This is a genomic window from Viridibacillus sp. FSL H8-0110 (assembly GCF_038003565.1).
In the GTDB taxonomy this organism is placed as follows: domain Bacteria; phylum Bacillota; class Bacilli; order Bacillales_A; family Planococcaceae; genus Viridibacillus; species Viridibacillus arenosi.
Genome location: NZ_JBBOPJ010000001.1, coordinates 248,960 through 272,000, shown reverse-complemented (window position 1 = coordinate 272,000; position 23,041 = coordinate 248,960). Strand labels below are relative to the sequence as shown.

Genomic DNA, 23,041 nt, shown 5'->3' with positions numbered 1-23,041 from the left:
CGCGATACGCTATATTTATGAAGGAGTTAACTGGTCATGACAAAAGAGGAAAAATACAAGCTTGTAGAAGCATTTATAATAGAAAATCAGCATTCTTATTACCGACTAGCATTTAGCTATGTCAAAAATAAAGAAGATGCACTGGATATCGTACAGGAGAGCGTTGTTAAAGCACTCAAATCAATCGATTATATAGAACAAATTGAATACATTAAAACATGGTTTTACCGTATTTTAATCAATACATCCATAGATTATATAAAGAGAAACAAACGAACAATCGCCTCTCCGGATGAAATTCTTGATTTTCATTTACCAAATCAAGAAAATGAATTACATGATTTAGACTTATATGACGCCATTGATCATTTACCCATAACTTACAAAACCATTATCATTTTGCGCTTCTTTGAGGATATGAAAATCGATGATATTGCCGAAATGCTCGGGGAAAATAGCAACACAATTAAAACAAGGCTTTATGCCGCATTGCGCAAGCTACGCATAGAAATGAAAGAGGATGTGGAATAATGAGTAAAATTAACGACGCCAAAAAAAGATTCGACAATATTGAAATTCCTGAAGAACTAGATTTTGTTGTCCAAAAAGCTATAAAGGAAGCTAATCCAATGAAAAACAATAAACGAAAAAATATGAACCCTTTTAAAAATTTTGGACTAGGTGCCGCAGCTGCTGCCATATTATTTGCAGGTAGTGTAAACCTGAGTCCTGCATTTGCACAATCAATGTCTAACATTCCTGTCTTAAATTCAATTGTCAAAGTTATCACTATGAATGAAATAGCTGATGGTAACGACAATTCGCAAGCCAACATTTCAACCCCTCAAATTACAGGCCTTGAAAACAAAGAATTGGAAACAACATTGAACTCAAAATACGAGCAAGAAAATGCTCAGCTATTTGCCCAGTTCCAAAAGAAAATGGCCAAAATTGAAGAACAAGGCGGAGGTCACTTAGGTGTAGACGCGGGCTACAAAGTATTAACAGATACAGATGACTTACTTTCAATTAGTCGTTATACTGTAGAAACACAAGCTTCAAGCTATGAAACAATTCATAACGATACAATAGACAAAAAGAATGAATTACTCATTACTTTACCAAGTCTATTCAAAGACAATGCCTATATCGATACCATCTCAACTTATATTAAAGATGAGATGCGTAAACAAATGGCTGCTGATGTTGAAAAAACCTACTTTATTGCAGGAGAATCAGAAACAAACGATGGCTTTGACAAAATTAAAGCAGATCAAAACTTCTCTATTACAAAAAATAATGAGCTTATCATCTACTTTGATCAATATGAGGTTGCACCAGGCTATATGGGTTCTGTAAAATTCAAAATCCCAACAAGCGTTATACAAAAAGATCTTGTAAGTAATCACTATATTAAATAATTTAAAGCCTTGCACTCAGCAGTGTTTTCTCTGCTGAAATGCAAGGCTTTTTAATGTCTTAATTTAAAATTGAATCATCTTCACTGGATCTACGATTTCATCAAATTGAGCTTCAGTTAATAACCCTGTTTCAAGTGCTGCTTCTTTTAATGTTAGGCCATTTTTATGTGCATGCTTCGCTATTTTAGCTGCATTTTCATAACCAATATGTGGATTAAGTGCTGTTACTAACATAAGTGAATTTTTCACAAAATGGTCTAGCTTTTCTTCATTTGCCTCAATGCCTACCAAACAGTGTTCGTTAAAGCTTCGGATAACATCACTTAACAAACGGACAGATTGCATGAAGTTGTATAGAATAACTGGCTTAAATACATTGAGTTCAAAATTTCCTTGACTAGCTGCAATACCGATCGTCACATCATTCCCCATAACTTGCGTCGCCACCATCGTTACAGCTTCACTTTGCGTCGGGTTCACTTTACCCGGCATAATCGAGCTACCCGGTTCATTTTCAGGAATGGTAATTTCACCGATACCACTTCGAGGACCACTTGCAAGCCATCGCACATCATTGGCAATTTTCATCATATCTGCTGCTAAGCCTTTTAAAGCACCATGCACATGAACAATTTGATCATGGCTTGTGAGTGCATGGAATTTGTTTGCAGATGAAACGAATTGGAGTCCCGTTTCTTTATCTAAAGCATTTGCAACAAGATCACCGAATTCGCTAGGTGCATTAATGCCCGTCCCTACTGCTGTTCCACCGATAGCAAGCTCTAGCAAATGTTCTTTACTTTGCTTTATCATTTGTTCTGATTTCTCAATCATATGCAACCATCCACTTATCTCTTGACCAAGTGTTAGAGGTGTTGCATCTTGCAAATGCGTACGGCCAATTTTAATCGTCATTTTAAATTGCTCAGCTTTCGCCTGCAATGTTTCTTTTATCTCTTGTAGAGCTGGTAGTAAATCATTCGTAACAACAGTAATAGCAGCAATATGCATAGCTGTCGGAAATGAGTCGTTAGAGCTTTGAGATTTGTTAACATCATCATTTGGGTGCAGTCTTTCATCACTACCTTGTTTTTGCAAATATGCATTTCCTAGATGAGCGATTACTTCATTGACATTCATATTAGTTTGCGTACCACTACCCGTTTGCCACACAACAAGTGGGAATTCTTCATCCCATTTACCTGCAATAATTTCATCAGCTGCGTGAACAATGGCATTGGCCTTAACTTGTGACAGATTACCAAGTTCAGCACTGACAGTCGCTGCTGCTTTTTTAAGAAGTGCATATGCATAAATAAATTCAATTGGCATCTGTTCTGTACCAATTTTAAAATTTTCTTTACTACGCTGTGTTTGAGCTCCCCATTTATGTGCTGCTGGTACTTTTACTTCTCCCATAGAATCATGTTCAATACGATAATCCAAAATCATCCATCTCCCTTGTTTTTCTACGAAATTTATTACCTTTCTGTTATTTATGATAACGCTTTCTCATTGAAATGTCTTATCTGCTGTTTGAAATAAAAAAACCTTGTATAAAAAATTATACAAGGTTGGATTATACGATTAAGCTGGCATTGGCGTTGGCGTAGGTTTAGCGTAACCTTCTTTATAAGCATCATCAATTACATCACGAATCTCCTTTAAAGACTTACCCTCTTGCGCCATTTTAATTGATTGGATTGCGATTTCTACACAAGCTACACATCTTGTTCCATGATCATCCCAAACGATTGAGCCATCCTTTTTCACTTCTTTAACAAAGCAGTTCATATTGCTTTTATGGCCTGCACTTTCTCCACATCCACAATAGCAAGGTATCCATTTAAGAATCTCTGTTGCTTGACCTGTCGCCTTATAAACAAGCTTCAAATCTTCAGATTGTTTATCTAAAAAACTTGGAAGAACATCTGCTGAAGCTGTCGTCTCTTGAATATCACCATTAGCTACAGTGTGTTGATGTCCTGATTCTTCATTGTGTTTTTCTTGTTTTACCGGTTCTTCTGCCTTGTCCTCACCACTACTGCAAGCAGTCAATATCATAGAACCAGCTAGTAATAACGTAAACCATTTAAATTTCATTACTAATAACTCCTTCACACACTTTTCCCCTATTGTACCTTAATAAGTATTTAAACTTGTATGACAAATAAGCAACATTATTATTAAGTAGTAGGCTTTTTATATAGTTAGACAAGTCTTATTCTTTTTATACATAAAAAGCTGACTCATTTTCATGAGCCAGCCCTTTTATTTAAGCTTCTTCTTTTGGTTCAATAACTGCAGTTGTTGATGCAGTTGACTTACCTTGGATTTCATCAGCTAATCTTTCGATACTTGGGCGAATCGTACCTTTGCCCGAGTAGTTTTCTATTAGCTCTTTCATATCAATCCCCGATGTCTCTTTAAGAGATTCTTGTAAAGTAGACATTAAGTTCGTTGCATAAGCAGTGACTTTGTTAGCACCACCGCCGCCTTCACCACCACTTCCTGTATCAACGACTGTTATTTTGTCGATATTTGAAAGCGGACTAGCAACTTGTTTCGCGTATTCAGGCATCATGTGAATGACCATATCAAGTACAGCTGCTTGGCCATATTGCTCGAACGCTTCGGCAATCTTACGTTTCGCTTCTGCTTCCGCAAGACCTTTAAGACGGATAATATCTGCTTCGGCTTCACCTTGTGCACGTTCAGAGTCAGCTTTTGCAAGACCATCTAAACGTACTTTTTCTGCATCAGCTTTCGCTCTAGCTTCAATGCTATATTTCTCCGCATCAGCTTGAGCTAATTGTTTCATTTTATCCGCTGCTGCGTTTTGCTCTATTGCATAACGATCCGCGTCGGCTTTCTTCTTCACTTCAGAATCGTATTGTTTCTCACGACGAAGAATCTCTTTTTCTTCTAATTCAATTTGTTTTTGACGCTCGATGATACGAACTTGCATTTCTTGTTCTGTTACTTCTTGTTTTGCTTTAGCTGATTCTAGCTCATATGCTTGGTCAGCACGGGCTTTAGCGACATCTTGCTCGCGGCGGAATTCAGCTACTTTTAATTGGTTTTCTTTTTCTGCTTCTGCAATTTCAGTGGCACGTTCAAGCTCTGCTTTTTGCGCTTCTTTATCTGATTCAGCACGTTTAATACGTGTTTCCTTTTCTGCCTCTGCTGTTGCAATGTCAGCGTCACGTCTTACTTGTGCTATTCTTGGCTTCCCTAATGAATCAAGGTAACCGTTTTTATCACGTACATCCTTGATTGTAAATGAAACGATGATTAAACCCATTTTCGCTAAATCTTGTGATGCGACGCGTTGAACTTCTTGAGAAAATTTATCGCGGTTTTTATAAATTTCTTCAACTGTCATAGAACCTAAAATCGAACGTAGATGACCTTCTAAAACTTCCTTCGCCTCATTTTCGCGTTCTTCTTTAGGTTTGCCTAAAAACTGCTCTGCTGCTGTAGCAATTTCAGAAATAGACCCGCCGATTTTAATGATTGCAATACCATCTGCCATTACTGGAACACCTTGCTCTGTATATACTTCAGGTGTAGTGACTTCTAGTTTACTAGATAATAAGCTTAATGGTTCTGCTTGCTGGAATACAGGAAGTACGAATGTACCACCACCACGGATAATTTTAATTCGATTACCTGATTCGTCTGTATGTACGTTTTTTGATCCTAAGTAACTACCTGTTACGATCAGCGCTTCATCTGGACCTGCTGTTCGGTATTTTGTTACATAAACACCAATAATCGCTAATAATACAAAAGCTACAATTCCTATTACGACTAATAACCCTATATTTCCAAAATCCATTTCATTTCCCCCTTTAATCTAATTTGAAAACATCGGTTCATATGCTCTGACATACACCGTGCCTTCTTTTACTTCTACTATAAGGACCTGTTGATTATACTCAATTTCCTCATTATCAAAACCTACAGCACGTTTTGAAATTAAACCATTTATAGTTTCAATAACAACTTCACCGAACCCATCAACAGGAATAGGTACGATTACCTTACCAATTTGCCCTGCCAATGACTCATCAGTATATGCCATTGATACTTCTGCTGATTTTAATGGTAATAAGATAAAGAAATAGAGCAATACACTTAATACGGTAGAGATAATTGTTGCAATTGCGATGATCATGATACTAGAAAATGACGTTAAACTTTCTAAGATGAAACCAATTGCTGCAAAGAATGTTAAAAAAGAAAGAATAACCGCTGGATTAAAAAACGGAATACCTTCTCCAACACCATCAATTACATCTCCAAAAAATAAAAATAAGACCATGCATACTGCAAAAATTATTAGGGAATATAAATATACTTGTTGGATTGCTATACCAAACAGTTCTATTAGACTCACCTCTCATACTTATGTTATTTTCCTTACAATACGTTATACGGTTAAGTGGAGATAAAGTTTCATTTTTTTCAAATAATTTACACATTTTATTTATAATTATTTCTAATGTTACGGGAATGTAAATTTTAGTCGAAATTATGTAAATAATGTGGGGATTCCTATTGCATTTTGTTATGATTGTGTAGCGTTAAAAGAGATTGATAAGTTGATATTCAACCTAGGAGGATTCACATGTTTAGCTCAAAAAAACAAGACCCTTTTTTTGCGTCGCTGTTGAAAATTGCAGAAACAGTTAATGAAGCTGTACATTATGCAGATGATTTTAAAATTACAAGCATCGCAGATTTAAAAGAGCTTAGCGTAACATTAAAACAGTATGAGACCGATGGAGATAAATTAATTCATGAATTAATTTTCATGTTAAACAAATCATTTATGACACCGATCGAACGTGAAGATATTTTGGAATTAGCTGTACGTATGGATGATGTTCTTGATGGCATTGAAGGCTGTATCGCCCACTTCGAGATGTTTTCATTAACAGAGGTAGACGATTATATGCGTGATTTCCTTAAATACATCGTAAAAAGTACAGATGAAATTGTCGCAGCAATGGGACATTTAACAAATAAAAAACTGATCGATATGCGTGATCATTCCATCCTCATTAAAGACTATGAGCGCAAATGTGATGACGTTCTTCGCACTTCAATTAAACAACTATTCTTACATGAAAAAGATCCTATTCGCATAATTCAATTCAAAGATATTTACGAACAACTTGAAGAAGTAGCTGATTACTGCCAAGATGTTGCAAATACAATGGATACAATTATAATGCGTAACGCCTAGGAGATGTAGATATATTGGATACAGTTCTATTTTTAACCATTCTTGTTGTTGTTTTTGCATTATTATTCGACTTCATTAACGGTTTTCACGATACTGCAAATGCCATCGCAACTGCTGTTTCTACACGTGCATTACCACCTCGTGTAGCTGTATTAATGGCCGCAACTATGAACTTTATAGGTGCAATAACATTTACAGGTGTAGCAAAAGCATTGGCCAAAGATATCGTTGACCCTTTTGCAATTGATAACGGGGTTGTCATTATTTTAGCCGCTTTGCTATCCGCAATTATTTGGAACTTAGTAACTTGGTATTATGGTATTCCATCTAGTTCATCGCATGCTCTAATCGGCTCTTTAGCTGGTGCAGCGATTGCTGCTGCAGGTTTTGCTGTATTGAACTATGAAGGATTTATCAAAATTATTAAAGCATTAATCTACTCACCATTTATTGCTATCGTTGCTGGTTTTATCATGATGTCCATTTTCAAAGTGGTATTCAAAGACTTAAACTTATACCGTACGAATAAAGGATTCCGTAGACTACAGATTTTCACTGCTGCGGTACAATCTTTTACCCACGGTACAAACGATGCTCAAAAATCAATGGGTATTATTACAATGGCTTTAATTGCTGCTGGATTACAAACTGGTGACGATATTCCAATGTGGGTACGTATTGCAGCTGCAACTGCAATGGGATTAGGTACATCCATTGGTGGATATAAAATTATCAAAACTGTTGGCGGTAAAATCATGAAAATCCGACCTGTTAATGGAGCAGCTGCTGATTTAGCTTCTGCCGCTGTTATTTTCGGAGCTACACAACTTCATTTACCTGTAAGTACAACACATGTTATCTCCTCTTCTATCATGGGGGTTGGTTCGGCTCAACGTGTAAAAGGTGTTAAATGGGGCGTAGCAAAGAAAATCGTTCTTACGTGGATTATCACTTTACCAACATCTGCAATAATGGGAGCAGCTATCTTTTTTGTTCTCAACTTATTTATCTAATAATTACCTTATTAGGTTTCCATTCGCTATAGGATGGGAACTTTTTTTATGTAAAAATTTTGACTGTTTAACGACAAAGTAAGACAGAATGCTTTACACTAATCACATAGAGTTGTTTAAGAAAGGTGGTACATACATTTGCAAAGTTTATCTCGATTCATAACAAAATATTATAAAATAATTGCAACGATTTGGTGTGCATTGTTCATTATCTTTGCATACTTTGCTATTCAATTACCTGGTCAATTAAAAGGCGATGGTTTTAAAGTAAATGGCGATCATCAAGCTGTTATGAACGAACTAACAGAAGAATTTGGTCTACCTGCTGAAACCATATTTGTCGTATTTGATAAAGTTAAAGACGAAGATATTAAAGCGACTTTACAGAAAATCGAAGAAGTAGAGGAAATCGATTCTATTCAATCTCCTTTAAAGAACTCGGAACTTCATAAAAAAAATATCTCCTATGCTATTTTAAATTTCGATAATACCATAGAGGATATGTCCATTGTAGTACCGAAAATACGAGATAAAATAAACAATAAACAAGGAATTACTATTACAGGTGGATCGGTGATTTCATCCGATCTTAATACAGCCAGTCAAAAGGATTTAGCTAACGCAGAAGCAATTGGATTACCCATTGCAGTACTTGTTTTATTACTAGCATTTGGTAGCGTTGTTGCTTCAATTCTACCAATTGTAATTGGTATCATTACCGTCGTATCTGCGTTTGGCATACTATCTATGCTGAGTGGACAGTTTGATTTATCCATCTTCATAATGAATATTATCCCTATGCTTGGGCTAGCACTCAGCATAGATTTCGCATTGTTGTTTATCAATCGTTATCGTGAGGAAAGATTGCACTCTACCATTCAACAAGCTGTGCAAACAACGATTCAAACTGCCGGACGCTCGATTATTTTTTCTGCATTTTGTGTCATGATTGGTCTCGGTGCGATGATTGTTATCCAAGTAGAAATATTCCATAATATCGCACTAGGTGGTACGATTGCAGTTTTCCTAGCAGTTGTTGCTTCATTAACTTTGTTACCTGCAAGCATATTGTTATTGGGTGATCGCTTAAATAAATGGAAGATTATTCGGGTGAAACCGAATAGTGTATCGCGTTGGCGTAGTTTTGCAACACTGGTTATGAAACGTCCAGTGACAATCGCTATTATTTCCTTGATTATCTTAGGAATAGGTATTGTCCCTGTGAAAGATATGAAACTAACTATTCCACAAATGGATGCTTTACCAACTTCATATGATTCTCGTACTTCTTTTGAGAAATTACAAAAAGAATTTGATTTAGGTAAATATTCTACAGTTTATTTATTAGCAGAACGTGAAGATGGATGGGATTCCAAAGCTGGTTTAAATGACATCCTAAAGCTACAAAAAGCATTACAGAAAGATAACTTAGTCCTCGATGTGAAGACCATTTTCACGGAATCTAAAATCAATCACGTAGAGGACTGGCAGCAAAGTATGAAAAACCTTTCTGCTAGCGAACAACTTAAGCCTTTAAAGGAAACTTTCATTCACGACAAACAGTTGTTTATCCCAATTACATTAGATGCTAAAGGAGCATCTACAAAGGCACAAGATTGGGTGAGAAAGTGGTCGGATAAAGATTTAAACATGAACTTTAAACTTGGTGGAGAAGCGAAGTTTAATCAAGAAATTTTCGATGAAATTTCAAATAAAATCGTCATAGCCTTATCCATTATTATTGTTTCTACATTCTTTATTCTAATGCTTGCATTCCATTCGGTGTTAATTCCTATAAAGGCTATTTTAATGAATATTATTGGCTTATCATCAGCTTTCGGAATCCTTGTATATATCTTCCAATACGGAAGTTTCGGAATAGAGGAAGGGACAATTGTATTAATCATACCTGTTATTACATTTTGTCTTGTATTCGGCTTAAGTATGGACTATGAAGTATTCCTTATCTCAAGAATTCAAGAAGAATATGAAAAAGGAGCGAGTAATACGCGCGCTACCATTGATGGACTTACTTCTACAAGTAAAATCATTACGTCTGCTGCGTTAATTATGATTGTTATAACAGGTGCATTCGCCTTCACAGATGTAATGCCTGTGAAGCAAATAGGCGTCGGCATTGCCATTGCCATTGCTATTGATGCAACAATTATACGTCTAATGCTCGTACCAAGTCTGATGAAATTATTAGGTGACTGGAACTGGTGGATGCCATTTCAAAAGAAAAATCGCAAATAAAAAAGAGGCAATCTGTTAATAATCAGGTTGCCTCTTTTCATATTTATTAAAAGTGATTTGCATACCAAACTTTTGCTGCTTTTAATTCATCATGTGTTAACTGATGACCATAGTCGCTCCAATATACTTCTACTTCTGCCCCTGCTGCTGTTAACAATCCTTCTAAATCTTTTGATTCTTGAGGAGGACACATATAATCGTTTTTACCAGCACCAATCCAGATTGGTAACTGTGATAATACCGGTACTTCAATGTCTCTTCTTGGAACCATTGGATGATGTAAAATAGCACCTTTCACGATTGGCCCATTACGGAATAACAAACTACCTGCAATATTTGCCCCGTTTGAATAGCCAATTGCTACAATATTATCTCGATTGAAGCCATATTGCACTGCTGCTTCGTCGATAAATTCAGCCAATTCTTTTGTACGGACCTCTAAATCCTCCATATCAAAAACGCCTTCTGCTAAACGTCTGAAAAAGCGTGGCATGCCATTCTCTACAACATTTCCTCGTACACCTAAAAGAGAAGCTGTTGGATCAATCTCTTTTGCTAAAGAAATTAAATCATGTTCATTCCCACCAGTACCATGTAGCAATAACAATGTTGGCTTACTATCGTCAGTACCTTTAATGAAAATATGTTGCATGGAGAACCCCCCTATCTATATTCTATAATCAATATCTTGAATTCGAGATAATTATAGATTGAACAGTAATAGGAGTCAATGAATATGCTTTGGAACTTTGCTTAGGATGATTCTTATAAAATAGTTGAATTGAAAGGACAATCAATATAACTGCAATTATTACGACACTAATTAATGCAATAACTGTCTTTTTGCCAGACATAAAATTACCTACTTCCTTTAGCATTCCTTTGCGAGAACTATCCGATTTCGAAATTGTATACTGTTCTCAAAAATTTCTTCTTATAATGATTAATAAGATAATCATATTCAATTTTGATCATGTGGAATCCATATTTTTGATACAGCGCCAGTTGCCCAATGCTAGAGTTGTCAGTAGCAATTAGAATTCGACGATAACCACCGGCTGTCGCTTCACTTATGACGTGCTGAATAAGTGACTTACCAAACCCTTGTCCTTGCCATTTTCCAACTACAGCAATGTTCATTATATCGATGGCTTCTGTATTATGAATCAACAAAACGACCACCCCAACATCCTCACCCGCCATACTCGCGATATAATAATTACCATCGCGAATATATTGTGCAATCATGTGCTCAGACGGATCAGCTAGTAACAGCAAGTCCATTGGTGGTCGTTCAAATACCGCCAATAAACGATATTGTTATCATCATTTTTTAGACGGCTTAAAGCCTTCAGAATATAAATAGTTTTCCGCATCATCACGAGTTCCGAAGCTTTCTTCTAAATTGAAGCCATGATAAACATTCCAAAAAGGATCTTCTTCTACTAAAAGAAGTTGGTCATCATTACGGTTACGCCAGCTTTGCTCAATTCTCACTTCAGGAACTACTTCATCAATTTCAGATAAGTACGTAAGGGAATCTTCGATAATTTCACGTAGCTCTTGCTCAGAGAAATCACGAATATTTACTAAACCACGATCGTCTGATTTATAACGTAGTAAATCTCCTACGTAAACAAAACCGTTACCGTTTGGGTGTAATTTTTCTACCACAATTTTTTTCTCATATTGGCTACCATCAAAGTGATAATTTAATCGTTTCATCGAAATTTCTTTACGAGTTAATTGAGGGAAACTTTCGATGATCGCTTGTTTTTGTTCAAATGTTAACATAATTTACTCCTTTTTCGTTTGCATTCAACCTTTAGTATAGCATTTTTTACATATCAATTCGCTTTATATCAACATCTTGTCCATCTTTCGTCAATAAAAATACATCAGGATTTCTCATAGTTTTCCATCCTGTAAAACCAAATTTCGAATTGTATTTTGTAATGAGTAATGATAATAGATTGCCATGCGAAACAATTGCAGTATCAGCAATAGATGATTCGAGTAATTCTTTGATTAACTGTTCAATTCGTACAACTGCTTCTTTGCTTGATTCTCCACCTATGTACCTTAAGTTTTCATCGAGAAAAGTTTGTTCCAACTTTTCTAACCAATCATCAAAATTTTGTGTACTTAAAACACGTTCAGCTAGTCTTTCATCCTGTTCAACTTCTATTTTCATTTTCTTGGAAAATGGTTCTATCGTTTGGATTGCTCTTGTAAATGGACTAGAAATAACTCTCTTTATATCGTATTGTTGTAATCTCTCTGCTAATTGTTTAGCCTGCTCAATACCCTCACTTGTAAGAGTGGCCTCTTTTTCTTGACCATAAGCCTTACAATGACGAATAATGTAAATTTTTTTCATTAACAACTCCCCTATCTTTTGAATAATATTATATAGTATTGACATACTATTTAGACAATACTATAATCACAAACAACAATAATTGAAACTAAGACAAGGATTAGTAAAGAATGACCTGTTTTTATAGAGAGAGAATTGATTGGTGGAAGATTCTCATTAACAGCTTCTTGAACCTACCTTCGAGTTCGTCATTGAAAAATGGCGCGGCGACAGTCGTTAACATGTTTGAGAGTAAAGCTTCGCTTTAAATAAGGGTGGTACCGCCGTAATGGGTCCCTTATTTAAGGCGGGGCTTTTTATTTTAAAGAAGGGGTGTTTATAATGGCAAAACAATTTGTAAAAGACGTAACAGCAATGGATGAGGATTTTGCTCAATGGTATACAGACGTTGTAACAAAAGCTGATTTAATCGATTATTCAAGTGTTCGTGGTTCAATGATTATACGTCCTTATGGCTATGCATTGTGGGACAATATCAAAAATGAACTCGATACAAAACTGAAAGAAACAGGTCATGAAAATGTTTATATGCCTTTATTCATACCTGAATCACTTTTACAAAAAGAAAAAGATCACGTAAAAGGATTTGCACCCGAAGTGGCATGGGTTACGCATGGTGGGGATGAAAAACTACAAGAGCGCTTAGTTGTACGTCCAACTTCAGAAACACTATTCTGCGAACACTATGCTAATATTATTCATTCTTATCGTGATCTACCAAAGCTATATAACCAATGGGCTAATGTTGTACGCTGGGAAAAAACGACACGTCCATTCTTGCGTACACTTGAGTTTTTATGGCAAGAGGGACACACTGCTCACGCTACTCAAGAAGAAGCTCAAGAGGAAACATTACGTATGTTAAATGTGTATGCTCAAATTTGTGAAGAGTACTTAGCTATCCCTGTATTAAAAGGGCAAAAAACTGAGAAGGAAAAATTTGCAGGCGCTGAATCCACTTACACAATCGAAACGCTAATGCATGACGGGAAAGCATTACAATCAGGAACATCACATAATTTCGGAGATGGTTTTGCACGTGCATTTGATATTAAATATCTTGATAAAGAAGGTAAACAACAATTTGTTCATCAAACATCTTGGGGTTTCACAACACGTATAATAGGAGCACTTATTATGGTTCATGGTGATGATCGTGGTCTAGTCGTTCCTCCACGTATTGCACCGACCCAAGTAATGATTGTACCAATTGCTCAACATAAAGAAGGCGTCCTGGATTTTGCTTATGATTTAAAAGAACGTCTTGGAAAAGTGGCACGAGTTAATATTGATGCTAGTGATAAAAAACCAGGTTGGAAATTCAATGAGTATGAAATGAAGGGTATTCCAGTACGCCTTGAAGTAGGGCCAAAGGACATCGAAAATAATCAAGTGGTTCTAGCCCGTCGTGACTCAGGGGAAAAAATTATCGTTCCACTTAATGAACTAGAAGTAAAATTACCTGCAATGTTAGAGGAAATTCAAAATGATTTATACAATAAAGCACTAAATCACCGCGAAGAAAATACATTTACCGTTCAAACATTTGATGCATTCAAAGCACAACTTGAAGAAAGACAAGGATTTATCAAGGCTATGTGGTGTGGTGACCAAGCGTGTGAAGATAAAATAAAAGAAGAAACAGGTGCAACTTCCCGATGTATGCCATTCGAACAAGAACATATCTCAGAAACATGTATCTGTTGCAGCAAACCAGCAGAAAAAATGGTCGTATGGGCAAAGGCATATTAAATGCTGATGGCGCTTGACCAGACTCGACAGGCGTTGGAGGGCTCGAACACAAGGCGCTTTTTGTCTTGTGCCGAGAGACCGAAACGACCCGAGAGTCTAGCGCCTGAAGCTGGATATACTAAATGCTGAAGCGGCCTGTCAAGACTCGACAAGCACTGTAACTTTCGAATCGAAAACATCTTTACAGTTTTCGACCGAGAAAGTGAAAGTGACCTCGAGAGTCTGGCCGCTGAAGCTGAATATCTTTCTTAAATGCTGAAGCGGCCCGTATAAATGAAGATAGCCTAAAACTGCCACGTCCTGTGGCAACGGCTATCTGACCTACATCCTGTCGGCCCTCGACAAGCACTGTAAGGCTCGAACCAAAGGCACTCTTTGACATTAAGTGTCCGGCCGAAACGTCTCTCAACAAAACAAGAAGCACGTTGCATTTGCAACGTGCTTCTCTTATAAAACTTCCGTTAGCTTTGATAAAACATTATCCATGTAGGATGCATTATGCTCAACAAAATCAGCGTGTATAGCATTTTTTACAAGAGGTATCTTCTTTCCATCTTCGATGATTTCAAACCCCTCGACATATAAAGTTTTACGCTTACCTGAGTAGAAATCCTGCACTGTACCAAGCTCTGCTCTAACAATACCAGCAACTTCTTCCTCTTGTAATTGAAATCCTTCAAAGTCTGCGTTACTAAATACATAGTACACATGGGCAAATTCTAGATCGATCATTGGTGGTTGTTGGATACGCGTTTCAAATACCCCAATCTTTTTCATATCATCAACCGTAAGTGGCAAACCCAGCTCCTCTTGTAATTCACGAAAGCCGTCCTGAGCTCGCTCATTCGCTAGTAAATGTCCAGCGGCCGTTATGTCAAACTGACTTGCATAATCCTTCTTACAAGCACTTCTAAGCTGAAAATAAAGATAATACTTATCTTCTATCTTACTAACAAGCCAGCAATGAAAAGTCTCATGCCAAAAGCCTTTCGCGTGTACCTCTTCTCTAGTTGCCTCACCAATAGGTTCATGTTCATCATTAAATATTCTTAATAATTCACTGTCCATATTTGGCACCTAAACATTCTTTGTTGCAGCTGAACGTATTTCTTTACGATGTTCATAAACATTTTTTACAATTACTTTCCCAACGGCATAAGCAGGGACACCAAGTAAAATACCTAGGAATCCTGCAATATTACCTGCAGCTAAAATGATTGTAATAACAGTTAGTGGATGAATATCTAATGATTTACCCATAACATTCGGTGTAATTAAATTACTATCAATCTGTTGCGCTACTAATGTTACAACACATACCCAAATGGCTAACTTCGGCTCTTGTAAAAACCCGATAACTAGAGCTGGGACAAATGCAATCCATGGCCCAATAAACGGAATGACATTCATGAAAAAGGCAAAAACAACTAATAACAATGCGTAATCTAATCCAATTATTAAATAACCGATATACATCATAATAGCTAATAATAGACTAATTAGTAGTTGTCCCTGAATATAAGAACGCAGCACATCATCAATATCCGACAGTGTTTTCTTTATCCATTCGCGACGGTTCCCAGAAAACAGTTTATACATTGAAGGTGCAAATTTCTCGTGATCCTTTAACATAAAGATAAAGAAGAAAGGCACCAATATTAAGATAAATGCCCACGACACAATCGTTTGTATTAGTTGCACTAAAAATACACTCGTCATAACTGCGTATTTTTGAATAGAGTTTGCCATCTTATCTATGAATTCATTTACTTGAGATGGAAAACTTCCACGATTATCTTGGATATAATCAGCCATATCTGTTATTTCACTTGCTAAGTAAGGTGTGCTCTTTATTAAATGACTCAACTGTTCTGCAATAGAAGGACCAATCCACGAAACAAAGCCCCCAAGTGCTCCTACTAATGCAATAATAATGGTCAAAATACTTGCCCATCGCGGAAATTTACGTTTCTCTAAAAAACGCTGAATAGGCTCTGTTATGTAGTATAAAATTCCACCTAGTAAAAGTGGAGTGAAAATTGCACTTGCAATAATAACCACTGGATAAAACAAATGTTTTATTTCCAAAAAATACTTAACTATTAATAAAGCGAGTAATATACCGACACCTGTTTGAAACCATAACTTTTTCGTCACAAACTTCACTTCCTTATAGCCTAAATAGGCCCATTTTATCATTAAGTATACGATATTTTATGTTGGAAAAGAAATCAAACAGTAATAACAAAAAATATTATAATACAAATATTCTAAAAAAATTAAGTAATTCCAGTGACATTAGTTGATTTTCCAGTTGGGTGTTGTTACGTTATTTAGTAGAACTTTACATAAAGGTGATGGTGTAATGAAAAGCAAATTGGCTCATATGGGCAAGAAATATTTACTACATCCGTATACTCTCATTCTAATCGTATTACTTGTGAAGATAATCGCATTTCGTACGGTGATTTTCCACAACCGCTCGGTTACGCAAATTGTGTTACTAGAGTACCCCATGTGGGCTTTGGCACTTACTCTTGTCGTAGTGTTATTTAAAAAGCGTACATGGCTTGCTGTATGGATTTTCAATACCATTTTATCTGCATTATTTATCGTCATATTGTATTACACTCGATATTTTTCAACATTACCTTCATATTATGACGTCAAACAAATTTATCAATCTCATTCAGTCGGTGGAACCGTTGCCTTACTTGGAACCCCTTATGACTACCTGTTTTTCTTAGATATTGTTTTGTTGCTGCCCCTAATTCGTTATTTCACAAAAGAACGCCAACTTTCCTACACAGACGTAAGAAAAGGGCTATTTACCTTCACTTGTATCGGTATCGTAACGACAGCACTTGCATTTAGACAGCCTCTTATCGATGTATCTTATTTCGCCAAAGAAAACGGTTACTTACAATCCCAAATCGTTCAATTGTATGCGCGAAGCTTTGGTGTAGCGCTTGCTACTCAAGAAAAGCTAAGTGATGCCGATCTTGAAAGGCTAAAGGGCAATGACTATGTCCCATTTAACAAACACAAAACATTTGGTGTAGCTAAAAACCGAAACGTCTTTGTAATTCAAGTAGAATCATTACAAAACTTTGTTATTAACCGTGATATTAATGGCCAAGAAATTACACCAAATCTAAATAAGATACTGAAGGATAGTGCATATTTCAATAATGTTTACCAACAAATCGGTGCAGGTAACACTTCAGATGCTGAATGGATTATGCATACAGGGCTTTATCCTGAAGGTATGGATCCTACTGTCAATTCACTAAAGGATTCGGAGGTTGCTTCCTTGCCTCGGATGCTAAGTACAGAAGGTTACGGTACAGCTACATTTCATGCTGATGATATATCGTATTGGAATCGAAATAAGCTTTATCCTGCTCTAGGCTTTGACCACACCTATACTTCAGATGATATTCCCGAGCAGCAAATTATCGGCTTTGGTCCTGCAGATGAAGTAACATTTCGTTTTGCTGAATCGCAAATACAAAGTTTGTTACGACAATTCAATCGAGTTTACGCCAATATCATTACACTAACTAGCCATACGCCATTTAAAATGCCTGATGACTACAAATATCTAGAATTACCAACGAAATTCAACGACACATATGTTGGAGACTATTTACAATCAGTTCGTTATACAGATAGGCAAATTGGACAGTTTGTTGCTAATCTTAAGCGTTTAGGATTGTACGACAATTCCGTTATTCTCATTTATGGTGATCATTCTGGTTTACATGGAAAACCTGTAACAGAAGAAGACCAAGTGCTATTGGAAGATTTACTTGGCCATCCTTACAATTTGAATGATCGATTCATAGTACCTGTACTATTTACGGCACCGGGAATTTTTGTCAATGAGCAAATTACACATCTTGGTGGACAAACAGATTTAATGCCTACACTTTTAAATTTACTTGGCATTGAACCTACTTCACAGCTCATAGGACACAACTTATTCCAATATGAACATAACCTACTCGGCATGCGCTATTACTTGCCTGGGGGCTCTTATATAAGCGATCACACGATGTATATCGCACCAAGTGCTCAACACCCAGCCTCATTGTTAACGCGAGAAACAATGAAAAGGGCAAAACTTACAAACCGATCACAAAAAAACATCAATAATACACTATCAATACTGCAATACTCCGATCAACTTCGTCGAGAACAAATCGGACAATAAGTAAAAAAAGCCTTATTGAAAACTTAAATTCAATAAGGCTTTTTTTATGCATAAATAATTTCCCTACGTTACAAATGGTCTTCTTCTGTTTTTTATTATTGAAACTAAATATTAATGCAAAAAAACTCGTCCTTATTAATCATTAGAATAATTAATAAGGACGAGAGATATATTTGTGTATTCACTCTGATTTGCTTCTAAAAGCACTCCGTAAACAGTTTTCTAAATACCTTTTACAATTTGTCATCCTCAACTGAATTTAGATATTCTTCAATCGAATCAATAACAGATTCAACACAACCCTCTTCAAATGGTGATACTAGATTCGCTTCCGCTACAAGATTAGTGAAAGATTGTGAACCTCCTAATTGGCAAAGGTGGATATAATCTGCCCATGCTTCCTCGTGATTTTCTCTTGAACGTTTCCAAAATTGGAATGCACAGATCTGCGCTAACGTGTAATCAATATAATAGAACGGGCTAGCATAAATATGAGCTTGACGTTGCCAGAAACCACCTTGCTCTACATATTCAATACCATCATAGTCACGGTGTGGTAAATAAATTCCCTCTATTTTTTTCCAAGCAGCTTTTCGTTCTGCTGGTGTCATTTCAGGGTTTTCATAAACAACGTGTTGGAACTCGTCGACAGCTACACCATATGGTAAGAATAATAATGCACCACTAAGGTGAGCAAATTTGTATTTCTCTGTATCCTCTTTAAAGAATAGTTCCATCCAAGGCCATGTGAAAAATTCCATACTCATAGAATGGATTTCACAAGACTCAAAAGTTGGCCAAATATATTCCGGGATACCAATATTACGACTCGTATATACTTGGAAAGCATGGCCTGCTTCATGTGTTAACACATCAATATCACCAGAAGTACCATTAAAGTTTGAGAAAATGAACGGTGATTCGTAATCATCGATAAATGTACAATAACCGCCCCCCTCTTTTCCTTTCTTCGCTACTAAATCCATCAAATCATTGTCGATCATGAAATTGAAGAATTCAGCAGTTTCTGGGGATAACTCTTCATACATTTTTTTACCGTTTTCCACAATCCATTCAGGTGTTCCTTTTGGTGTTGCGTTACCTGTTAAGAAATTTAATCCTTCGTCTTGGTATTTTAATTTATCTACACCAATGCGTTTCGCTTGGCGTTCATATAATTTATTTGCAACTGGAACAATATAATCTCTTACTTGATCACGGAATTTTTTTACCATTTCAGCGTTATAATCAATACGATTCATTTGAATATAACCTAGTTCAACAAAGTTTTTATAACCTAATTTCACTGCCATTTCATGACGTACTTTAACAAGCTGATCATATATCTCATCAAATTTCACTTCATTTTCCTTAAAGAAACCAAAGCTTGCTTCTTTTGCTTTTTTACGAGTTTCAGCGTTTGTCGATTCTCCATAAGGGCCTAATTGCGCAAGCGTTAATACTTCACCATTAAAATCAATTTGAGCTGAAGCTACTAATTTAGAATACTCCGATGTTAGTTTGTTCTCTTTTTGCATCAATGAGATGAGCTCAGGTGAGAACGATTTAATTTGGTATTCTGCTAAATCAAATAATTGCTGTCCCCACTTCTCTTGTAATTCTTGTTTAAACGCTGAAGTTGTTAGAGCTTTATAGTATTCAGTGACTAAATCATCCATCTCGGGGTTGATTTCATCAAAATAGTCTCTCTCTTTTTGATAAAATTCATTATTTGTATCGATAGAAGCACGAATTTCTACTAAAGTAGATTGAGTAGAAAAATTATTACGTAATTCATTAATAGAACTGATAACTGAACTTTGTTCTTCTACTGTTTTAGCAGCTTTAAATTCCTCTAAAAGTTCGTGGAATTTACTTTTAGTAGCAGCTAAATCTGGTTGTTTATATTCATAGTCTTTAAAAGTTGTCATATGTATCCTTCTCTCCTTTATCTTTCGATAGTCGAAACGTTAAACTTATTGTTCAATATTTTCAGAAATATTGCAACTATTATTGTCGTAATTAGTTAAAAAAAATGGTATTTAATTACTTATTTAAAATACTCCGTCTAAAAGACTTATGTTTTAGCTCATTTTGTGCTAACCTATTTTCATGCCTAATTATAAAGTGAGGTGCTTTACATTGATAGGTCGTAACGATCCTTGTCCATGTGGCAGTGGTAAAAAATACAAAAAATGTTGTGGTAAAAATGCAGTAGGAGATATTTCAACACTAGTAAGTGAAGATATCGATCGCGTCGTGGAAGGTTTTGTAAAAGAATCCTTTAATACAGCTGACTATCAAGCATTAGAAAAACGCAATCATCAATGGCAGAACGCATTAAATCATGCATTTGCAGACAGTTTAATAGATACTATTGCTATGGAAACATATATTTATATTGATCGCCCGAATTTGTGGAGAAACTATTTAAATAAACAATTAGCACAACCTATTCGTCCTCAAGTAAAAGATATTTTATCAGCTTGGTTAACACCAGCTTTCTTACTTGCAAAAGTTGAGTCGCAAAATGGCGAATTAATTACTTTAATTGATGAGGTATCTAACAAACGTTATTTGATGACTGGCTCTCCATCTAAGAAATTCAGCGGCAACTGGTTATTCGGAATTTTCATGCCAGATAAGCGTAAAGGTGAAAATGGCTTAACTGCAACAAGTAGCGTTATTTTCATTCCAAATGACAAAGTAAATATTACAAAAGCTTTACGCAACAAGCTTGAAAGTAACATCACTGATTCATTTGAATTGTACAAAACGTTCCTAGAAGCTGTTGCTCCAGAGTTTCAATCAGAAGTGGCAGCTACTGTTGTTGAAGATGTACCTGTAACTAAAGCTGTCGAAAAAGAAAAAACAGTAACGGAAAGTGAGCTATCACCCTTCCAAACTGAAATTCTTGATCTAGTACAGCAATATGTAACTGAGTACAATCTATCTGCAGATACATTCACTGCCTTACTACAACAATATTTAGAACAAAACACAGTTAAAGCTAAAAAAGCCAATACTGTCGCTGCAGGTGCAGTGCTTGCAGGACAGGCTTCTGCTATCATTCCTGAAGGCGGTTTATCGAAAGTCAAAGATGTTGCAGCATACTACGAAGTATCCGCTTCATCTGTGTCAAAATATCGCGACCAAATTAGCGAATTTTTAGCACAATAATAAAAAGGCGATCCAATTATGGATTGCCTTTTTTATTTTTTTAATGCTCGAATAAATTCCTGCAACAACGGTGCATCGTCAGAATACGACATCGGTAAAGACGGTAGCTCCTCCCCTTTTTTCCAGGCAATTTCATATATAAAATTGTCGGGATCTGCGATAACTTGCTCTCCACCTATGATTTCCACATGAAAATAATGTACATCAATCTCAATACCTAGGGCTTTAAGTTCGTTTGACTTCGTATAAAGTTCTCTTATCACTTTTACTTCATAACCTGTCTCTTCAAAAAACTCTCGACGACAGCACTCTTCAAACGTTTCATTACCTTCGATACCACCACTAGGTACTGTCCATTTCTTCTCTTCACCTGGTGCTGCTTGAAGTACCATTAATACTTCTCCATTGCCATTTAAACAAACCCCTGCTGCACCTTGCCATTTATAAATACTCACTTAACAACCTCCTATTAACTACTTACCTAGTATATACGATTTTACTAATGCAAAGCGTTCACGGAAACGTACCTTTGCCTCAATAATTTTCGGCGTTTTTGCGGCAACGACATCCACTTTAAGTTTTAATCGATCAGCAAGCATCTTAGCTCTTTCTAAATGATAATCGCTTGAAATGATTGTTAGAGAGCTAATATCCTGATCCAATAACTCTAATGAATAAACAATATTCTCATAAGTAGTTGTTGCCTTTTCCTCTATTATAATTCGATTAGGGCTTAAACCATGCTCTACTAAATATGCTTGCATAACAGATCCCTCCGTTGCATCTTCATCCGGCCCTTGCCCACCCGACACAATTAAGTTGACGTGAGGATATTGCTTTGCATATTGTAACGCAGCATCTAAACGATAAGAAAGAGATTTCGACGGTACGTTCCCCTTCTTCACCTTTGCACCTAACACAAGTGCATACTCATTCGAGCCATCCGCTTTCGGCTCTGTTCCAGCTGATAGCCATCTAGTTGTCACAACCCAAAACGTTAAACCAGCTACGACAACAATGCTTCCTCCAATCATTAGAAGCCTCCTTATTAAACTTTTCAATATATCAACCTCTTCCACTTTTTATTTTTTACCGATAAAGATGATGGAAAAGATTCACAAACGAAAGCCATTATAAATCTTTCTCTAGTATTATTTTATGGGTACCTTTTTTACTTATAAATGTTTCGATTACATTAAAACCATACTTAATATTAAGAACAAGCATCGCTCGACGTTGGTTTCTCCCAATCGTACGAATTATTTTATACCCACTCTCCTGTACTATTTTATGCTGTAGCTCCATTAAGTACGAAGCAATTCCTTGACCACGGTAATCCGAATGAACCCCACCAAGCCAACTATAAAACTTCCCTTCTCCCATCTCATACCCTAATTTAAAACCAGCTAATCTAGCATTATCTATAGCTACACAGCACAGCAATTGAGGCTTCACCTTCAGCTCACTCACCTCTAGCTCTGCACCTTCAAATACATGCTTATGAAGATCTTGTATGCCTATAAGAATCTCTTTATTAGGAATGCCGTTGAAATATGTATAATTCATTTT

The 23,041-nt window shown here is 36.3% G+C and carries 23 protein-coding genes and 1 other annotated feature; of the genes, 8 read left to right on the top strand and 15 right to left on the bottom strand.

What is annotated here, in order from left to right; all coding sequences use genetic code 11:
- The first annotated feature begins 36 nt into the window (after window positions 1–36).
- A complete protein-coding gene (locus MHH98_RS01425) occupies window positions 37–531 on the top strand; it encodes an RNA polymerase sigma factor (protein WP_038186270.1) in 495 nt (164 codons plus the stop codon).
- Window positions 531–1,421 carry an RsiV family protein gene (locus MHH98_RS01420; protein WP_076034762.1) on the top strand — a complete coding sequence of 297 codons (891 nt, stop codon included), beginning with the start codon at window positions 531–533 and terminating at the stop codon, window positions 1,419–1,421. The genes MHH98_RS01425 and MHH98_RS01420 overlap by 1 nt, the downstream gene beginning before the upstream one ends.
- A gap of 63 nt (window positions 1,422–1,484) precedes the next feature.
- On the opposite strand, the gene fumC is transcribed toward MHH98_RS01420, so the two are convergent.
- The 4 genes from fumC to MHH98_RS01400 form a co-directional block, all read right to left on the bottom strand.
- Window positions 1,485–2,867, bottom strand: a complete 1,383-nt coding sequence (fumC, locus tag MHH98_RS01415) for a class II fumarate hydratase (RefSeq protein ID WP_076034761.1) — start codon at window positions 2,865–2,867, stop codon at window positions 1,485–1,487.
- A gap of 141 nt (window positions 2,868–3,008) precedes the next feature.
- Window positions 3,009–3,524: a PCYCGC motif-containing (lipo)protein gene (locus MHH98_RS01410; RefSeq protein ID WP_340710505.1), complete on the bottom strand. Its 516-nt coding sequence runs from the start codon at window positions 3,522–3,524 to the stop codon at window positions 3,009–3,011.
- 172 nt (window positions 3,525–3,696) lie between these two features.
- Window positions 3,697–5,262 carry a flotillin family protein gene (locus MHH98_RS01405; RefSeq protein WP_038186282.1) on the bottom strand — a complete coding sequence of 522 codons (1,566 nt, stop codon included), beginning with the start codon at window positions 5,260–5,262 and terminating at the stop codon, window positions 3,697–3,699.
- An 18-nt stretch (window positions 5,263–5,280) separates the two neighbouring features.
- Complete coding sequence (locus tag MHH98_RS01400; protein WP_164491934.1) at window positions 5,281–5,814, bottom strand: NfeD family protein; 534 nt, start codon at window positions 5,812–5,814, stop codon at window positions 5,281–5,283.
- Between the two features lie 240 nt (window positions 5,815–6,054).
- On the opposite strand from MHH98_RS01400, the gene MHH98_RS01395 reads away from it, so the two are divergent.
- From MHH98_RS01395 to MHH98_RS01385, 3 genes are all read left to right on the top strand, one after another.
- On the top strand, window positions 6,055–6,675 hold the full coding sequence (locus tag MHH98_RS01395; protein WP_038186284.1) for a DUF47 domain-containing protein: 621 nt from the start codon (window positions 6,055–6,057) through the stop codon (window positions 6,673–6,675).
- Between the two features lie 14 nt (window positions 6,676–6,689).
- Window positions 6,690–7,688 carry an inorganic phosphate transporter gene (locus MHH98_RS01390; RefSeq protein ID WP_038186286.1) on the top strand — a complete coding sequence of 333 codons (999 nt, stop codon included), beginning with the start codon at window positions 6,690–6,692 and terminating at the stop codon, window positions 7,686–7,688.
- 138 nt (window positions 7,689–7,826) lie between these two features.
- Window positions 7,827–9,944, top strand: coding sequence for an MMPL family transporter (locus MHH98_RS01385; RefSeq protein WP_340710504.1), 2,118 nt, complete (start codon window positions 7,827–7,829; stop codon window positions 9,942–9,944).
- A 46-nt stretch (window positions 9,945–9,990) separates the two neighbouring features.
- Here the strand turns inward: MHH98_RS01385 and MHH98_RS01380 are convergent, their stop codons facing one another.
- From MHH98_RS01380 to MHH98_RS01360, 5 genes are read right to left on the bottom strand one after another with little or no spacing between them, the layout of a single operon-like run.
- Window positions 9,991–10,596: an alpha/beta hydrolase gene (locus MHH98_RS01380; RefSeq protein ID WP_038186290.1), complete on the bottom strand. Its 606-nt coding sequence runs from the start codon at window positions 10,594–10,596 to the stop codon at window positions 9,991–9,993.
- Between the two features lie 28 nt (window positions 10,597–10,624).
- Window positions 10,625–10,798, bottom strand: coding sequence for a hypothetical protein (locus MHH98_RS01375; RefSeq protein WP_155981193.1), 174 nt, complete (start codon window positions 10,796–10,798; stop codon window positions 10,625–10,627).
- 37 nt (window positions 10,799–10,835) lie between these two features.
- Window positions 10,836–11,228 carry a GNAT family N-acetyltransferase gene (locus tag MHH98_RS01370; RefSeq protein ID WP_235175746.1) on the bottom strand — a complete coding sequence of 131 codons (393 nt, stop codon included), beginning with the start codon at window positions 11,226–11,228 and terminating at the stop codon, window positions 10,836–10,838.
- A gap of 42 nt (window positions 11,229–11,270) precedes the next feature.
- Window positions 11,271–11,738, bottom strand: a complete 468-nt coding sequence (locus tag MHH98_RS01365) for a hypothetical protein (RefSeq protein ID WP_038186292.1) — start codon at window positions 11,736–11,738, stop codon at window positions 11,271–11,273.
- 46 nt (window positions 11,739–11,784) lie between these two features.
- On the bottom strand, window positions 11,785–12,324 hold the full coding sequence (locus MHH98_RS01360) for a histidine phosphatase family protein (RefSeq protein ID WP_038186294.1): 540 nt from the start codon (window positions 12,322–12,324) through the stop codon (window positions 11,785–11,787).
- Window positions 12,325–12,405: 81 nt separating this feature from the next.
- Window positions 12,406–12,605, top strand: a binding site (T-box leader).
- 40 nt (window positions 12,606–12,645) lie between these two features.
- Here MHH98_RS01360 and proS point away from each other — a divergent pair.
- Window positions 12,646–14,076 (top strand): proline--tRNA ligase, encoded by a 1,431-nt coding sequence (proS, locus tag MHH98_RS01355; protein WP_038186296.1) that lies wholly within the window; start codon window positions 12,646–12,648, stop codon window positions 14,074–14,076.
- Window positions 14,077–14,523: 447 nt separating this feature from the next.
- On the opposite strand, the gene MHH98_RS01350 is transcribed toward proS, so the two are convergent.
- Together MHH98_RS01350 and MHH98_RS01345 are read right to left on the bottom strand one after the other, a co-directional pair.
- Window positions 14,524–15,144 (bottom strand): NUDIX hydrolase, encoded by a 621-nt coding sequence (locus tag MHH98_RS01350; RefSeq protein ID WP_076034759.1) that lies wholly within the window; start codon window positions 15,142–15,144, stop codon window positions 14,524–14,526.
- 9 nt (window positions 15,145–15,153) lie between these two features.
- Window positions 15,154–16,233 carry an AI-2E family transporter gene (locus MHH98_RS01345; RefSeq protein WP_038186299.1) on the bottom strand — a complete coding sequence of 360 codons (1,080 nt, stop codon included), beginning with the start codon at window positions 16,231–16,233 and terminating at the stop codon, window positions 15,154–15,156.
- A 208-nt stretch (window positions 16,234–16,441) separates the two neighbouring features.
- On the opposite strand from MHH98_RS01345, the gene MHH98_RS01340 reads away from it, so the two are divergent.
- Window positions 16,442–18,292: an LTA synthase family protein gene (locus MHH98_RS01340; protein ID WP_340712181.1), complete on the top strand. Its 1,851-nt coding sequence runs from the start codon at window positions 16,442–16,444 to the stop codon at window positions 18,290–18,292.
- A 233-nt stretch (window positions 18,293–18,525) separates the two neighbouring features.
- On the opposite strand, the gene MHH98_RS01335 is transcribed toward MHH98_RS01340, so the two are convergent.
- Complete coding sequence (locus tag MHH98_RS01335) at window positions 18,526–20,223, bottom strand: M3 family oligoendopeptidase (RefSeq protein ID WP_038186301.1); 1,698 nt, start codon at window positions 20,221–20,223, stop codon at window positions 18,526–18,528.
- A gap of 211 nt (window positions 20,224–20,434) precedes the next feature.
- Here MHH98_RS01335 and MHH98_RS01330 point away from each other — a divergent pair, with 211 nt between their 5' ends.
- Window positions 20,435–21,472, top strand: a complete 1,038-nt coding sequence (locus MHH98_RS01330; protein ID WP_038186305.1) for a YecA family protein — start codon at window positions 20,435–20,437, stop codon at window positions 21,470–21,472.
- 32 nt (window positions 21,473–21,504) lie between these two features.
- On the opposite strand, the gene MHH98_RS01325 is transcribed toward MHH98_RS01330, so the two are convergent.
- From MHH98_RS01325 to MHH98_RS01315, 3 genes are all read right to left on the bottom strand, one after another.
- The gene (locus MHH98_RS01325) at window positions 21,505–21,921 is read right to left on the bottom strand and encodes an NUDIX hydrolase (RefSeq protein ID WP_038186602.1); all 417 of its coding nucleotides are present in this window, start codon (window positions 21,919–21,921) and stop codon (window positions 21,505–21,507) included.
- A 24-nt stretch (window positions 21,922–21,945) separates the two neighbouring features.
- Window positions 21,946–22,506: a YdcF family protein gene (locus tag MHH98_RS01320; protein WP_179078266.1), complete on the bottom strand. Its 561-nt coding sequence runs from the start codon at window positions 22,504–22,506 to the stop codon at window positions 21,946–21,948.
- Window positions 22,507–22,603: 97 nt separating this feature from the next.
- A complete protein-coding gene (locus MHH98_RS01315; protein WP_038186309.1) occupies window positions 22,604–23,038 on the bottom strand; it encodes a GNAT family N-acetyltransferase in 435 nt (144 codons plus the stop codon).
- Window positions 23,039–23,041: the final 3 nt, after the last annotated feature.

Excerpts from the sequence above, each read along its gene's own strand:
- MHH98_RS01425 (WP_038186270.1), top strand. The coding sequence starts at position 37 with ATGACAAAAGAGGAAAAATACAAGCTTGTAGAAGCATTTATAATAGAA.
- MHH98_RS01420 (WP_076034762.1), top strand. The coding sequence starts at position 531 with ATGAGTAAAATTAACGACGCCAAAAAAAGATTCGACAATATTGAAATT.
- MHH98_RS01410 (WP_340710505.1), bottom strand. The coding sequence starts at position 3,524 with ATGAAATTTAAATGGTTTACGTTATTACTAGCTGGTTCTATGATATTG.
- MHH98_RS01405 (WP_038186282.1), bottom strand. The coding sequence starts at position 5,262 with ATGGATTTTGGAAATATAGGGTTATTAGTCGTAATAGGAATTGTAGCT.
- MHH98_RS01395 (WP_038186284.1), top strand. The coding sequence starts at position 6,055 with ATGTTTAGCTCAAAAAAACAAGACCCTTTTTTTGCGTCGCTGTTGAAA.
- MHH98_RS01380 (WP_038186290.1), bottom strand. The coding sequence starts at position 10,596 with ATGCAACATATTTTCATTAAAGGTACTGACGATAGTAAGCCAACATTG.
- MHH98_RS01375 (WP_155981193.1), bottom strand. The coding sequence starts at position 10,798 with ATGTCTGGCAAAAAGACAGTTATTGCATTAATTAGTGTCGTAATAATT.
- MHH98_RS01370 (WP_235175746.1), bottom strand. The coding sequence starts at position 11,228 with ATGGACTTGCTGTTACTAGCTGATCCGTCTGAGCACATGATTGCACAA.
- MHH98_RS01365 (WP_038186292.1), bottom strand. The coding sequence starts at position 11,738 with ATGTTAACATTTGAACAAAAACAAGCGATCATCGAAAGTTTCCCTCAA.
- MHH98_RS01360 (WP_038186294.1), bottom strand. The coding sequence starts at position 12,324 with ATGAAAAAAATTTACATTATTCGTCATTGTAAGGCTTATGGTCAAGAA.
- proS (WP_038186296.1), top strand. The coding sequence starts at position 12,646 with ATGGCAAAACAATTTGTAAAAGACGTAACAGCAATGGATGAGGATTTT.
- MHH98_RS01350 (WP_076034759.1), bottom strand. The coding sequence starts at position 15,144 with ATGGACAGTGAATTATTAAGAATATTTAATGATGAACATGAACCTATT.
- MHH98_RS01340 (WP_340712181.1), top strand. The coding sequence starts at position 16,442 with ATGAAAAGCAAATTGGCTCATATGGGCAAGAAATATTTACTACATCCG.
- MHH98_RS01335 (WP_038186301.1), bottom strand. The coding sequence starts at position 20,223 with ATGACAACTTTTAAAGACTATGAATATAAACAACCAGATTTAGCTGCT.
- MHH98_RS01320 (WP_179078266.1), bottom strand. The coding sequence starts at position 22,506 with ATGATTGGAGGAAGCATTGTTGTCGTAGCTGGTTTAACGTTTTGGGTT.
- MHH98_RS01315 (WP_038186309.1), bottom strand. The coding sequence starts at position 23,038 with ATGAATTATACATATTTCAACGGCATTCCTAATAAAGAGATTCTTATA.